The 13610-nt window shown below is 61.7% G+C and carries 11 protein-coding genes; 6 read left to right on the top strand and 5 right to left on the bottom strand.

The window, feature by feature from the left end; all coding sequences use genetic code 11:
* Window positions 1-59: 59 nt before the first annotated feature.
* Entirely contained in the window at window positions 60-464 is a 405-nt protein-coding gene (locus BMX68_RS12955) for an RNA-binding S4 domain-containing protein (protein ID WP_017130544.1), read from the bottom strand.
* A 210-nt stretch (window positions 465-674) separates the two neighbouring features.
* On the opposite strand from BMX68_RS12955, the gene rimB reads away from it, so the two are divergent.
* Both rimB and rimK read left to right on the top strand, forming a co-directional pair.
* The gene (rimB, locus tag BMX68_RS12950; RefSeq protein ID WP_026013027.1) at window positions 675-1157 is read left to right on the top strand and encodes a retropepsin-like aspartic endopeptidase RimB; all 483 of its coding nucleotides are present in this window, start codon (window positions 675-677) and stop codon (window positions 1155-1157) included.
* Entirely contained in the window at window positions 1154-2059 is a 906-nt protein-coding gene (gene rimK, locus BMX68_RS12945) for a 30S ribosomal protein S6--L-glutamate ligase (RefSeq protein WP_017130546.1), read from the top strand. The genes rimB and rimK overlap by 4 nt, the downstream gene beginning before the upstream one ends.
* 200 nt (window positions 2060-2259) lie before the next feature.
* Here the strand turns inward: rimK and BMX68_RS12940 are convergent, their stop codons facing one another.
* Both BMX68_RS12940 and ompR read right to left on the bottom strand, forming a co-directional pair.
* Entirely contained in the window at window positions 2260-3573 is a 1314-nt protein-coding gene (locus BMX68_RS12940) for an ATP-binding protein (protein WP_017130547.1), read from the bottom strand.
* Window positions 3574-3668: 95 nt separating this feature from the next.
* Window positions 3669-4409 carry an osmolarity response regulator transcription factor OmpR gene (gene ompR, locus BMX68_RS12935; protein WP_017130548.1) on the bottom strand — a complete coding sequence of 247 codons (741 nt, stop codon included), beginning with the start codon at window positions 4407-4409 and terminating at the stop codon, window positions 3669-3671.
* A gap of 336 nt (window positions 4410-4745) precedes the next feature.
* Here ompR and BMX68_RS12930 point away from each other — a divergent pair, with 336 nt between their 5' ends.
* From BMX68_RS12930 to gshA, 3 genes are all read left to right on the top strand, one after another.
* Window positions 4746-7070, top strand: coding sequence for a Tex family protein (locus BMX68_RS12930; RefSeq protein WP_017130549.1), 2325 nt, complete (start codon window positions 4746-4748; stop codon window positions 7068-7070).
* On the top strand, window positions 7070-7453 hold the full coding sequence (locus BMX68_RS12925) for a PaaI family thioesterase (protein ID WP_017130550.1): 384 nt from the start codon (window positions 7070-7072) through the stop codon (window positions 7451-7453). The genes BMX68_RS12930 and BMX68_RS12925 overlap by 1 nt, the downstream gene beginning before the upstream one ends.
* A 200-nt stretch (window positions 7454-7653) precedes the next feature.
* Window positions 7654-9237: a glutamate--cysteine ligase gene (gene gshA / locus BMX68_RS12920; protein ID WP_017130551.1), complete on the top strand. Its 1584-nt coding sequence runs from the start codon at window positions 7654-7656 to the stop codon at window positions 9235-9237.
* Window positions 9238-9280: 43 nt separating this feature from the next.
* Here the strand turns inward: gshA and argA are convergent, their stop codons facing one another.
* Both argA and argE read right to left on the bottom strand, forming a co-directional pair.
* Window positions 9281-10579 (bottom strand): amino-acid N-acetyltransferase, encoded by a 1299-nt coding sequence (gene argA / locus BMX68_RS12915; protein WP_017130552.1) that lies wholly within the window; start codon window positions 10577-10579, stop codon window positions 9281-9283.
* Between the two features lie 138 nt (window positions 10580-10717).
* The gene (argE, locus tag BMX68_RS12910) at window positions 10718-11878 is read right to left on the bottom strand and encodes an acetylornithine deacetylase (protein ID WP_017130553.1); all 1161 of its coding nucleotides are present in this window, start codon (window positions 11876-11878) and stop codon (window positions 10718-10720) included.
* A gap of 159 nt (window positions 11879-12037) precedes the next feature.
* On the opposite strand from argE, the gene BMX68_RS12905 reads away from it, so the two are divergent.
* The gene (locus tag BMX68_RS12905) at window positions 12038-13405 is read left to right on the top strand and encodes a CYTH domain-containing protein (RefSeq protein WP_017130554.1); all 1368 of its coding nucleotides are present in this window, start codon (window positions 12038-12040) and stop codon (window positions 13403-13405) included.
* The last annotated feature ends 205 nt before the right edge of the window (window positions 13406-13610 follow it).

The following is a 13610-nucleotide window of genomic DNA, read 5'->3' as shown; positions in this document are numbered from 1 at the left end:
GGCAAATGTCGGCTAGTCAAGGACATGCCGTCCCTTAGCCTACAGCGCAAGAGCGGTGATCAGTCGGCGCCGCTGCCGCGGAACTTGAACAGATCCCGTCGCTGCTTCTTGGTCGGCTTGCCATCGGTGGTCAGCCCCAGGGCGCCGGCCTTGCGCTGGGCCGCGGCGGCTTCGCGCCGGACGATGCTGGCTTCGGTTTCGGCGTAGAGCGCTTGCGCCTCTGGCGCGCCACGCCGCACCACCGACAGCGCCCGCACCACCACGGTACGCTCCTCGAAGCCGACGCGAATCAGCAACTCATCGCCCACATGCGGCTCTTTGGACGGCTTGCAGCGCTCGCCACGACAATGCACCTTGCCGCTTTCGATCGCCTCCTTGGCCAAGGCTCGGGTCTTGTAGAAGCGCGCTGCCCATAACCACTTGTCGAGCCGAACCTTGTCGTCCGCTTCCGGTTTCTGCGCCACGGGGATTCCTCAAACTGAAATATTACTGAACTGTACTACCCCTGCCATCGAAGCTGAATGTCCCCGGCTAAAATGCTGGATATCAGGGCTGATTTCACGACCTGAAACAAGTCACACAAATATCTGTCGCCATTTACCCATTATTCTGCGTGAATACCGCGATTATGGCTGCCTCCACGGCCAGAGCGGACCTCTCACTGGTTGAGCATTTTGAAGACATTTGACCATTTAGCTGTTGTCGGTCTACGCGAGTGGGTGGCGCTCCCGGACCTGGGAGTCTCGGGCCTACGGGCGAAGATCGACACGGGTGCCAGTACTTCCAGCCTGCATGCCACCGAGATCGAACCATTCGAGCGCGACGGGGCGAAATGGGTGCGTTTCACCGCCCACTTGGGCAGCGTGGTGCAATTGCGCCACCGGCGCTGCGAGGCACCGTTGCTGGCGATGAAGACCATTAAAAGCTCCAACGGTCACGCCCAGGTGCGCTATGTGATCGCCACCACCCTGGCCCTGGGCGACCGGGTGTGGCAAGTGCAGTTTACCCTCGCCTGCCGCAAGGCCATGCGTTATCGCCTGTTGCTCGGTTCCAAAGCCCTGATCGACGGCCAGTTGGTGGTCAATCCGGGCCAAAAATACGTTCAAGACAAGCCGGCTTTCCCGGTCACTATTACCTCTGTCACAGGTGTTGCATGAAGATCGCCGTGCTGTCGCGTAACCCGCGTCTGTATTCCACTCGTCGCCTGGTCGAGGCCGGAAGCCAACGTGGCCATGAAATGGTAGTGATCGATACCCTGCGCGCCTATATGAACATCGCCAGTCACAAGCCGCAGATCCACTATCGCGGCAAGCCACTGGAAGGCTTCGATGCGGTGATCCCGCGGATCGGCGCCTCGGTGACTTTCTATGGTTGCGCGGTGCTGCGCCAATTCGAAATGATGGGGGTGTTTCCACTCAACGAATCGGTGGCGATTGCCCGTTCACGGGACAAGTTGCGCTCGCTGCAGTTGTTGTCGCGCCGCGGAATCGGCTTGCCGGTCACCGGTTTCGCTCACTCGCCCGACGATATCCCCGATCTGATCGAGATGGTCAATGGTGCCCCGCTGGTGATCAAGGTGCTGGAAGGCACCCAGGGTATCGGCGTAGTGCTGTGCGAAACGGCGACGGCGGCAGAGTCGGTGATCGAAGCCTTCATGGGTTTGAAGCAGAACATCATGGTTCAGGAATACATCAAGGAAGCCGGCGGTGCGGATATTCGCTGCTTCGTGGTCGGCGACAAGGTGATTGCGGCGATGAAGCGCCAGGCCAAGCCCGGTGAGTTCCGCTCTAACCTGCACCGTGGCGGCAGCGCCAGCCTGATCAAGATCACACCGCAAGAGCGCATGACCGCGATACGGGCGGCCAAGGTAATGGGCCTGAGCGTGGCCGGCGTGGATATCCTGCGCTCCAATCACGGGCCGCTGGTGCTGGAGGTGAACTCGTCACCAGGCCTGGAAGGCATCGAAGTCACCACCGGCAAGGACGTGGCGGGAATGATCATTCAACACCTCGAGAAAAATGGCGGACCGAACATGACCCGAACCAAGGGCAAGGGCTGATCATCTTTTCAGTCACGCGATGCGCGGTTATCCCGCCAGGCTAGTGGCCTGTGTGGTGAGTTCCATGAGTCAATTTCGGCGCCACAAGCCCCTGGCCGGCGTTGCTGTTCCTCGCCATAGTCCGCTATGACTCGTCACAGCGCCTTGGCCATGAACTTCTGGCATCCGTACTTGAGCTGACGAACTCACCCTACAGGCCGCTAGACCGCATCGCGCGGCAGCATCAATCCCAACGGCAGGCGAACCCGCGCCTCCAGGCCTCCACCGGAACGGTTGCGCAGCTCGACATTGCCGCCATGCATCGACGCGATCCGCTTGACGATCGCCAGACCCAGGCCAGTGCCCTTACCGCCACGGGCCTTGTCGCCTCGGGTGAACGGATTGAAGATCCCTTCCAACTCGGCCGGGTCGATACCCGCGCCGCGGTCCATGACACTCAACACCACGTAGGGCGCACTGATGTCTCCTGACACATAAGCTGCCACTTCCACGCCTTCTCGAGCATGGTTGAGGGCGTTGCCGATCAGGTTGTTCAACAGTCGCTTCATCGATACCCGCCGCAGGGGGAAGGGCTGGATCGGCTGCAGGCGCATGCGCACCCGTTCCTCATTCTGATTATAGGGCGTCACCACCTCGCGCACGAGATCGCTGAGATCCACTGCTTCCACCGACTCGTCGCGCCCGTCGCGGATGAACGCGAGGAACTGATCGAGGATGGCATCCATGTCCTCGATATCGCGCACCATGTCTTCGCTGAGGTCGCTGTGGCCGCCCATCAACTCCAGGGACAAACGCAAGCGTGTCAACGGCGTGCGCAGGTCGTGGGAAACCCCGGCCAGCATCAGTTCCCGTTCACGCCCCGCCTGCTCGACGTCCTCGGCCATTTGATTGAAGGCACTGTATACCTCGGTCATTTCGCTCGGTGTGTCACTGATGGGCAAGCGCACGCTGCGCCCCTGGCCCAGTTGCCGAGCAGCAAAGACCAGGCGTTTGAGTGGTTGGTTGAGCTGGCTGACGAAGATCCAGGCCGACGCCGTGGACAGCAGGCCGATAGCCAGGAACCAGCCCAGCACACTCCAGATCTTCTGCCCGCGCAGCGGATGCGGGTACAGCGGCACCTTCAACCAGCCAGCGCCCAGGCTCGGCGCCCGCACCCACAAGGCGGGCGGCGCATGCATGCGCAAGCGCACCTCGGTATCGACACCCAGTTCGGCCTGCATCTGGCGCTGGTAGATTTCACTGTACGGCCAGTGCTGCTCGCCTTCCGGCACGCCACCACTGACCACACGGATCAGGCCGGCCGCATCGGCGATCTTGTCACGGTCACCCTCATCCGCAGCCCAGTAGGCCCGCAGAGTCAGGGCCACGCCGTGGCTGTACTGGCGATCCACCAGAACGTCCTCGTTCATCAGCAGGTACACCAGGGTCAGCGCCTTGGAGAACAACACCACGATGAGCACCAGCCAAAGGGTGCGCGAGAAGAAGCTTTGGGGAAACCAGAGAGGGGTTTTCATAGACTGCCGCTACATACTTTGCAGGAGCGAGCAGCCAGGCTCGCACAATTGCGGATCGCGACTTGCCCAGGCAACGCGCTTCTACAAATCACCGGTCACTTGGTTGCGGCGCCATCCGGCACGAACACGTAACCCACGCCCCAGACGGTCTGGATATAGCGCGGCTTCGACGGATCCGGTTCGATCATACGGCGCAGACGGGAAATCTGCACGTCGATGGAGCGTTCCAGTGCATCCCATTCCCGTCCTCGGGCCAGGTTCATCAGCTTGTCGCGGGTCAGCGGCTCGCGGGCATGCATCACCAGGGCCTTGAGCACGGCGAATTCGCCGGTGGTGAGCATGTGCACCTCCTCGCCCCGTTTGAGTTCGCGGGTGGCAAGGGACAGTTCATAATCGCCGAAGGTGACACTCTCGTCCTCGCTGCCCGGAGCGCCCGGAACCGGCGCCGCCTGACGCCGCAACACGGCCTTGACCCGCGCCATCAGTTCGTCGGGATTGAACGGCTTGGCCAGGTAATCGTCGGCGCCCAGTTCCAGGCCCTTGATCCGGCTCAGTTCGTCGCCCTTGGCGGTCAGCATGATGATCGGCACCTGGTTGTTCGCCGCGCGCAGGCGACGGCAGGCCGTCAAGCCGTCTTCGCCAGGTAACATCAGGTCGAGGACCACCAGATTGAACACTTCACGCGCCAGCAGACGGTCCATTTGCTCGGTGTTGGCCACCGCGCGGGCACGATAGCCCTTGCTGGTGAAAAAACGCTCCAGCAGGCTACTCAGCCCCGGATCGTCATCCACGATGAGAATTTTTTCGCCTTCAGCAGTTTGTGCAGTGCTGCTCATGGGTTGCTCCTTTGATCTCGGCGCGCATTATGGGGCCAGCGACCGCTATGCGTATCTGGTGCATTGTTAGCAGATTTTTCCTCGACTACCAGCAAACGTTGTTTTATGTCTATGCACGCACAATCCCCCTCAAGCTCGGAACGCTGGTTATAATGCCCCGCCTTCTGCGTCAGGCAACGTCTGATCATTGCTGTTGGATGCCATCTTTTTTTCACAGGCTCACAACAATGTGCTGATTTTACGGGTCACAAGGTGCGCCTTTTGATCCCAAACCAGGCTCGCCCGACAAGCCCCGAGGCCCGGCGTGCCTGATTTCATACTTTGTCAGGTGGTTTTATGGACAGCATCAACAGCCGCATCGCCGAAGAACTCGGTGTACGCCCACAACAGGTCGAAGCGGCCGTCGCTCTACTGGATGAAGGTTCTACCGTCCCCTTCATCGCCCGCTACCGAAAAGAAGTGACCGGCAGCCTGGATGACACCCAGTTGCGGCACCTGGAAGAACGCCTGCGCTACCTGCGAGAACTCGATGAACGGCGCATCAGCATCCTTGCCAGCATCGAGGAACAAGGCAAGCTGACCCCTGCGCTCGCCCGCGACATCAAGCTCGCCGACACCAAAACCCGCCTCGAAGACTTGTACCTACCCTATAAACAGAAGCGTCGCACCAAGGGCCAGATCGCCCTGGAAGCCGGCCTCGGCGAGCTGGCGGACAGCCTGTTCAACGATCCGTCGCTGCCCCCGGAAAACGAAGCCACGCGCTTCGTCAATGCGGAAAAAGGCGTCGCCGACACCAAGGCGGCCCTCGAAGGTGCCAAGTACATCCTGATGGAACGCTTCGCCGAAGACGCCAACCTGCTGGACAAGCTGCGCAACTATCTCAAGCAGGAGGCCACCCTCAGTGCCCGTGTGATCGCCGGCAAGGAAGAAGAAGGCGCCAAGTTTCGCGACTACTTCGAACACGACGAACCGTTGAAAAGCATGCCGTCGCACCGCGCTCTGGCGATCTTTCGTGGCCGCAACGAAGGCATACTCAGCTCGTCGCTGAAAGTCGGCGACGAGCTGCCCGGCACCCTGCACCCGTGCGAAGGCATGATCGGCCAACAGTTCGGCATTCAGAACCAGAACCGTGCCGCCGATAAATGGCTGGGCGAAGTGGTGCGCTGGACCTGGAAGGTCAAGCTCTACACCCATCTGGAAACCGACCTGCTGGGCGAGCTGCGCGACAGCGCGGAAACCGAGGCGATCAACGTCTTCGCCCACAACCTGCATGATTTGCTGCTGGCCGCCCCGGCCGGCCCGCGCGCGACCCTCGGCCTCGACCCAGGCCTGCGTACCGGCTGCAAAGTCGCCGTGGTGGATACCACCGGAAAGTTGCTGGACCACGCCACGGTCTACCCGCACGTACCGCACAACAAGTGGGACCAGACCCTGGCCGTCCTCGCCGCGCTGTGCGCCAAACACTCGGTGGACCTGATCGCCATCGGCAACGGCACCGCCAGCCGCGAAACCGACAAACTGGCCGCCGAACTGATCAAGAAATACCCAGCCATGAAGATGACCAAGGTCATGGTTTCCGAGGCGGGCGCTTCGGTGTACTCGGCGTCCGAACTGGCCGCCAAGGAATTCCCCGACCTCGATGTCTCGATCCGTGGTGCGGTCTCCATCGCCCGCCGCCTGCAAGACCCACTGGCCGAACTGGTGAAGATCGATCCGAAATCCATCGGTGTCGGTCAGTATCAACACGATGTGTCGCAACTGAAGCTGGCGCGTGGCCTGGATGCCGTGGTGGAAGACTGCGTAAACGCCGTCGGCGTCGACGTGAATACTGCCTCCGTGGCGCTGCTGGCGCGAATCTCCGGTCTGAACGCGACCCTGGCGCAGAACATCGTCAACCATCGCGACGAGAACGGTGCCTTCAAGACCCGTATCGCGCTGAAGAAAGTGGCGCGCCTGGGCGAGAAAACCTTCGAGCAGGCCGCAGGCTTTCTGCGCGTGATGAACGGCGACAATCCGCTGGACTCGTCCGCGGTGCACCCCGAAGCCTATCCGCTGGTCCAGCGCATCGCCGCCGAGACCGACCGTGATATCCGCTCGTTGATCGGCGACGCCAGCTTCCTCAAGCGCCTGGACCCCAAGAAGTTCACCGACGAGACTTTCGGCCTGCCCACCGTCACCGATATTCTCCAGGAACTGGAGAAGCCGGGTCGCGATCCACGCCCCGAATTCAAGACCGCCGAGTTCCAGGACGGTGTCGAGGATCTCAAGGATCTCGAACTGGGGATGATCCTCGAAGGCGTGGTGACCAACGTGACCAATTTCGGGGCCTTCGTCGATATCGGCGTCCACCAGGACGGTCTGGTGCACATTTCGGCGTTGTCCGAGAAGTTCATCAAGGACCCGCGCGAGGCAGTGAAAGCCGGTGACGTGGTCAAGGTGAAAGTCATGGAGGTCGATATCCCGCGCAAACGCGTCGGCCTGTCGATGCGCATGAGCGACACCCCAGGCGAGAAGATCGACGGCGCCCGTGGCTCGCGTCCGGGCTCGGCCCCGCGCCAGTCGCAAAGCCACGCGCCGCGCAAGGAAACCGCAGCCCCGGCACCGAGCAACAATGCCATGGCCTCGCTATTCGCCAATGCCAAACAGTTGAAGAAACGCTGATGGAAATCCCCGACGGTCTCACCCAAAGTGCCTTTAGCGAACTGATCGGTTGCCGCCTGCAACGCCTCGACACCGGCGTTGCGCAAGTGGCCCTGTCGCTGACACCACAACTGCGCAATCGCGGCAATGTCCTGCATGGCGGCGCACTGTTCAGCCTGGTGGACATCACCATGGGTCTGGCCTGTTCGGCGACCCATGGCTTCGACCAGCGTAGCGTGACCATCGAATGCAAGATCAACTACATGCGGGCAGTGGCAGACGGCGATGTGCTGTGCATCGCTACGGTCATCCATCCCGGTCGCCGCACCCTGGTGGTCGAGGCCGAGGTACGCCAAGGCGACAAACTCGTCGCCAAGGCACAAGGTACGTTCGCTGTTCTCTAGCTGTCCCGTCTCTATTTGGGTTAATTTCGACACTGCGAATGCGGTGCCGGAATTTTCCGTCGACATTGTGCTCGACTGAGGGACCAAGTATCGGCGTTTTCTGACAGTTATCTGCCAACAACGCCTGTTCTCAACTTCACCCTTGTAGACCGTCTGGCCCACCCCCATATTGAGGCGACTGACGCGTGAAGGAATCCAACTTGAGCGAACTTCTCAACCGCCGCCTGGCTCTGCTCGGCGAACGCGCCCACCTCTCCCTGCTCGAACAGTGCCTGCACGGCATCGAGCGCGAATGCCTGCGCGTCACCGGCGTTGCCCGCCTGGCGCAGACACCGCATCCGGAAGAGCTGGGTGCTGCACTGACCAACGAGCAAATCACCACGGACTACTCCGAGTCGCTGCTGGAGTTCATCACTCCGGCCCTGTCCGACCCGGCCGACAGCCTGGACAGCCTGGACAAGATCCATCGTTTTGCCTACAGCAAACTCGGCAACGAGTACCTGTGGAGCCCGTCGATGCCCTGCCCGCTGCCGGCCGAGGAAGATATTCCGATCGCCTACTACGGCACCTCGAATATCGGCAAGCTCAAGTATGTGTACCGTCAGGGCCTGGCGCTGCGCTACGGCAAGACCATGCAGTGCATTGCCGGGATCCATTACAACTTTTCGCTGCCGGAAAAACTTTGGCCGGTGCTCAAGCAAGCTGAAGGTTTCGTCGGCACGGACCGCGACTATCAGTCACAGGCCTATATCGCGCTGATCCGCAACTTTCGCCGCTACAGCTGGCTGCTGATGTACCTGTTCGGTGCTTCGCCAGCCCTGGACGCGGGTTTCTTGCGGGGCCGCGCACATTCGTTGGAACAGTTCGACGCCGACACGCTGTACCTGCCCTACGCCACCAGCCTGCGCATGAGCGACCTGGGTTACCAGAGCAACGCCCAAGCCGGCCTGACGCCCTGCTACAACGATCTGAACAGCTACATCGACAGCTTGCGCAAGGCGGTGGCGACACCCTATGTGCCGTATGTCGAGATCGGCACACACAAGGACGGTGAGTGGGTCCAGCTCAACACCAATATCCTGCAGATCGAAAACGAGTACTACTCCAACATCCGCCCCAAACGCGTGACCTACACCGGCGAGCGGCCAATCCAGGCGCTAATGGCCCGTGGCGTGCAGTATGTCGAGGCACGCTGCCTGGACATCAATCCGTTCCTGCCCACCGGCATCGACGTGGCCGAAGCGCGCTTCCTCGATGCATTCCTGCTGTATTGCGCACTGAACGACAGCCCACTGCTCGAAAACGACGAATGTCATAATGCTGCCTCGAACTTCCTCACCGTAGTGAAGGAAGGTCGACGTCCAGGCTTGCAATTGCTGCGCCATGGCCAGGCGGTGGACATGAAGGAATGGGCCACCGAATTGCTTGAACAGATTGCCCCGCTGTCGGCGTTACTGGACCAGAGCCGTGGTGGCGAAGGTTACAGCAAGGCCTTGGACGAGCAACTGGCCAAGGTCAGGGACTCGTCTCTGACGCCGTCGGCCCAGGTGCTGGCGAGCATGACCCAGCACAAGGAAAGCTTTGCCCAGTTCTCCATGCGCCAGAGCCTGACCCATGCCGAGTATTTCCGCAGCCAGCCGCTGTCCAAGGAAGAACAGGCCGCCTTCGAAGACAGCGCGCGCCAGTCGCTGGTCCGGCAACTGGCGCTCGAGCAGAACGAAGTGGGCGATTTCGACGTGTTCGTGGGGGCATACCAGGCGAGCATTCTGTCGATCAGTCATTGATCTGTGGCGAGCGGGCCTGCCCGCTCGCCACAAGTGTGCGCCGTTAGAGGGCTTTTTCGAAGATCTTCGAATTACGCTGATAGTTGTACAGCGACGCCCGCGCGCTCGGCAGCCGCTCGACGCTGCTCGGTACAAACCCGCGCTCACGGAACCAGTGGGCAGTACGGGTCGTCAGGACAAACAAGGTCTTCAGCCCCTGAACCCGTGCCCGGGTCTCGATACGTGCCAACAATTCGTCCCCGCGTCCGCCATGCCGGTACTCCGGGTTCACTGCCAGGCACGCCAGCTCACCGGCATCCGAATCGGCAATCTGGTACAGCGCGGCACAGGCGATGATCATCCCTTCACGCTCGACCACGCTGAACTGCTCGATCTCGCGCTCCAGCACTTCGCGCGAACGCCGCACCAGAATACCCTGCTCTTCCAGCGGGCTGATCAGGTCGAGCAGGCCTCCGACGTCTTCGATCGCCGCCTCGCGCACCCGTTCGAATTGCTCCTGGGCCACCAATGTACCGCCACCGTCGCGGGTGAACAGTTCGGTCAGCAGCGCGCCGTCTTCGGCATAACTGACGATATGGCTGCGGGCCACGCCTCCACGGCAGGCCTCGGCTGCCGCATCGAGCAACTCGGCCTGGTAATCGCTGCCCAAACGCTGCAAGTGCGCCGGCACCTGTTGTGGGCGCAACTCGCGGACCAACCGGCCATGTTCATCGATCAGGCCGTGATCGGCGCCGAACAGCAGGAGTTTTTCCGCCCCAAGGTCGATGGCGGCACGGGTCGCGACGTCTTCGCAGGCAAGATTGAAGATTTCTCCGGTCGGCGAATAGCCCAGCGGCGACAGCAACACGATGGAGCGCTCGTCCAGCAGACGGTTGATGCCTCGGCGGTCGATTCGGCGCACTTCGCCGGTGTGGTGATAGTCGACACCTTCCAGTACGCCAATCGGCCGGGCCGTCACCAGGTTGCCACCGGCGACCCGCAATCGCGAGCCCTGCATCGGCGAGGCCGCCATGTCCATGGACAGCCGCGCTTCAATGGCGATCCGCAGATAGCCGACCGCGTCGATCACACATTCCAGAGTGGCAGCATCGGTAATGCGCATGCCGTGATGGTAATGCGGGGTCAGGCCACGGGCGGCCAGGCGGCTTTCGATCTGCGGACGCGAACCGTGGACCAATACCAGACGCACACCCAGGCTGTGCAGCAGCACCAGGTCATGGACGATATTGCCGAAGTTGGGATGCTCGACACCGTCGCCGGGCAGCATGACGACAAAGGTGCAATCGCGGTGGGCATTGATATAGGGAGATGCATGGCGGAGCCAGTTAACGTATTCGGGCATGACCTGAACCTGTATAAAAAACAGCCAATGAAAAGTGGGCGCAACATGAAAACGCACGACGGGCTGTTGGTTATCGTCGGAACAGGCTTGGCGACACGCGAACTCTCCTTATCAGTAACCGATGGTTTGGCCTGGCATTTAACGCAAGGTCGAGGCCGGGCTCAAGCAATAATGTTCAATCAGTTCACGCAGTAACGCTACGGTAGGCTGCAAACGTGACATTTCAAGGTATTCCCCCGGCTGATGCGCACAAGCGATATCACCGGGACCGAGCACCAGGGTCTCGCAGCCAAGGCGCTGAAGATAAGGCGCTTCGGTGCCGAACGCCACTGCTTGGGCACGATGGCCCGTGAGTTTTTCGGCGATACGCACCAGTTCGACATCCGCCACCTGTTCGAAGGGCGGCACCGCGGGAAACAGCGGTGCATAGTCGATTCTGACCTGGTGCAGTTGCGCCAGGGGTTCGAGCTTGGCGCGGATCGCCGCGCGCAGCACTCCCGGGTCCATACCGGGCAGCGGCCGCAGATCGAACTCCAGGGAGCATTGCCCACAGATGCGATTGGGGTTATCGCCGCCATGGATGCACCCGAAGTTCAGGGTCGGCTGGGGCACGCTGAACTGCGGATTGTTGTACTCGCGCTGCCACTGCCCGCGCAGGCCCTTGAGTGCCCCAATCGCGTCATGCATGGCTTCGAGGGCGCTGTGCCCGAGGCTCGGATCCGAGGAATGGCCACTGCGTCCGAGGATATCGATGCGCTCCATCATCACCCCTTTGTGCAGGCGAATCGGCTTGAGCCCCGTCGGCTCGCCGATCACCGCCGCGCGCCCCAGCGGTCGCCCGGCCTCGGCCAACGCCCGGGCTCCGGACATCGAGCTTTCTTCGTCGCAAGTGGCCAGAATCAGCAGCGGCTGCTTGAACGGCTGGTCGAGCAACGGTTGGAGCGCTTCAATGACCAGGGCAAAAAAGCCCTTCATATCGCAACTGCCCAGGCCGATCCAGTGCCCGTCGACTTCGCTCAGCTTCAGTGGGTCGGTCTGCCAGAGCGCCTCGTCGAACGGCACGGTGTCACTGTGCCCGGCCAGCACCAGGCCACCGGGACCGCTACCGAAGCTGGCCAGCAGGTTGAATTTGCCAGGACTGACCGGCTGGATATCGCAGTTGAAGCCCAGGTCGCCCAGCCATCCCGCCAGCAGGTCGATCACCGGTCGATTGCTCTGGTCCAGATTGGGCTGGGTACAACTGACTGACGGAGTCGCGATCAGGGCAGCGAATTGATCTTTCATCGACGGCAAAGGCATTACGCTGACTCCCGGACTCCAAGACGAGCCCCATCATAGAGCTATCCAACGCCTGGAATAAACCGCCGCGACGCGGACCGTCCGCTTGTCCTGTACACTGCACGGCCTAGGCAGCCACCCTTTTCCCCGGCTGCGCTCCCGATCCTGGATTCTCCGGCCATGCAGAAAGAAACCGAAATCAAACTCCGCGTCAGCCGCGAAACCCTCAGCGCCCTGCGCGAGCACCCGCTGCTGAAGAAACGCAACAAAAGCGGCTGGGAACGTCATGAGCTGACCAATCAATATTTCGACACTCCCGAGCGCGACCTGGCCAAGGCCAAGGTCGCGCTGCGCCTGCGCCGTGACGGTGAGGCGGTGATCCAGACCCTCAAGACTCGTGGTCAAAGCGTCGCCGGCCTGTCGGAGCGCCACGAGTACGACTGGCATCTGCCCAAGGCCAAGCTCGATGTGCAGAAGCTCGACGGCGAGTGCTGGCCAACGGCACTCGCCGAATTGGACAAGAAAACCCTGAAACCGATCTTCACCACTGATTTCATTCGCGAACGCGCTGAAATCGCCTGGGGTCGCGGCAAGTCCAAGGTAGTGATCGAAGCGGCGTTGGACCTCGGCCTCGTGGTCGCCGGCCAGCAGAAGGAAGAAATCTGCGAGCTGGAGCTGGAGTTGCGCGAAGGCGAACCCAGCGCCTTGCTGGAACTGGCCGCCGAGTTGGCCGAGAAGCTGGCGCTGATGCCTTGCGATATCAGCAAGGCCGAGCGCGGCTATCGCCTGTTTGACGCCAACAGCTATTCCCTGAGCCTGCCAGCCCCACAACTGACCGCCGAGATGGCGCTGGACGACGCCTTCGCCGCACTGGGTTGGCATTTGCTCGGCAGCAGCCAGCGGCTGGCCGAACAGTACCGTTTCAACGGCCACTGGCGCCTGTTGCAGGATTGGGTCGCTCAACTGATCGAGTTGCGCGCCCTGATCGGCAGCCTCGGCCAGGCCGCGCCACGGCAATCGACCAGCGAGCTGCGCAGCGCCCTGGATGCCCTGCTGGAAGACTGGCGCCCGTTGCTCAACGCCGGCGCGGAAGACGAAGACGTGCGCAAGGCCGCACCGGAACAATTCCTCGAAGAACTGCAAGATGTGCGCTGGGGCCTGTTCTCCCTGAATACCTCGCGCTGGTTACTGGCCCGCAGTTGGGCGGTTGGACGCACCACCCGTGGCGACCGCCAGGGCGCGGCGCAGTTGCAGAACTGGCTGGCGCGCCTGCTGGCCGAGGAAGCCACTTCGTTGCAACTGGCACGCTACCAGCAGCAGCCGGAAGACCTCGCCGAGCAACTGCCGCGTATCGAGCGAATCCAGGTCTGGCTGCACCTGGCCCGTGGCGTGCTGGAGCTGCCGGACCTGGACCGCCTGTTCGGCGAACTGAACAAGCTGGCGCAACTGGCGCAATGGGATATCAGCGAAGAAGTGCTGGAGGCGCGGGTCCAACAGGCACTGACGGTCTTCCAGAGCCGGGCCTGGAAGACCTTGTTGCGCCTGTAACTTTGCGAGCGATGCTCAGCGAAACAGTGCGCAACCTGATCGCAATCGCAGCCGACCGCAAGCGCCCACGACAGACGCCGCAGATGGCGGGTCGCGGGCGGCCTGTATGGCTAGCTCTACGAGTCGATTTCGGCACCGCCAGCCCCGCCGTTTCTCGCCATAGTGGGCTAAAGCTCGTCACAGCGCCCAGACCATGGACTTCTGG

This window comes from Pseudomonas agarici, assembly GCF_900109755.1.
In the GTDB taxonomy this organism is placed as follows: domain Bacteria; phylum Pseudomonadota; class Gammaproteobacteria; order Pseudomonadales; family Pseudomonadaceae; genus Aquipseudomonas; species Aquipseudomonas agarici.
Note: the sequence above shows the minus strand (reverse complement) of the source record. Positions and strands in the feature narration are given on the sequence as shown.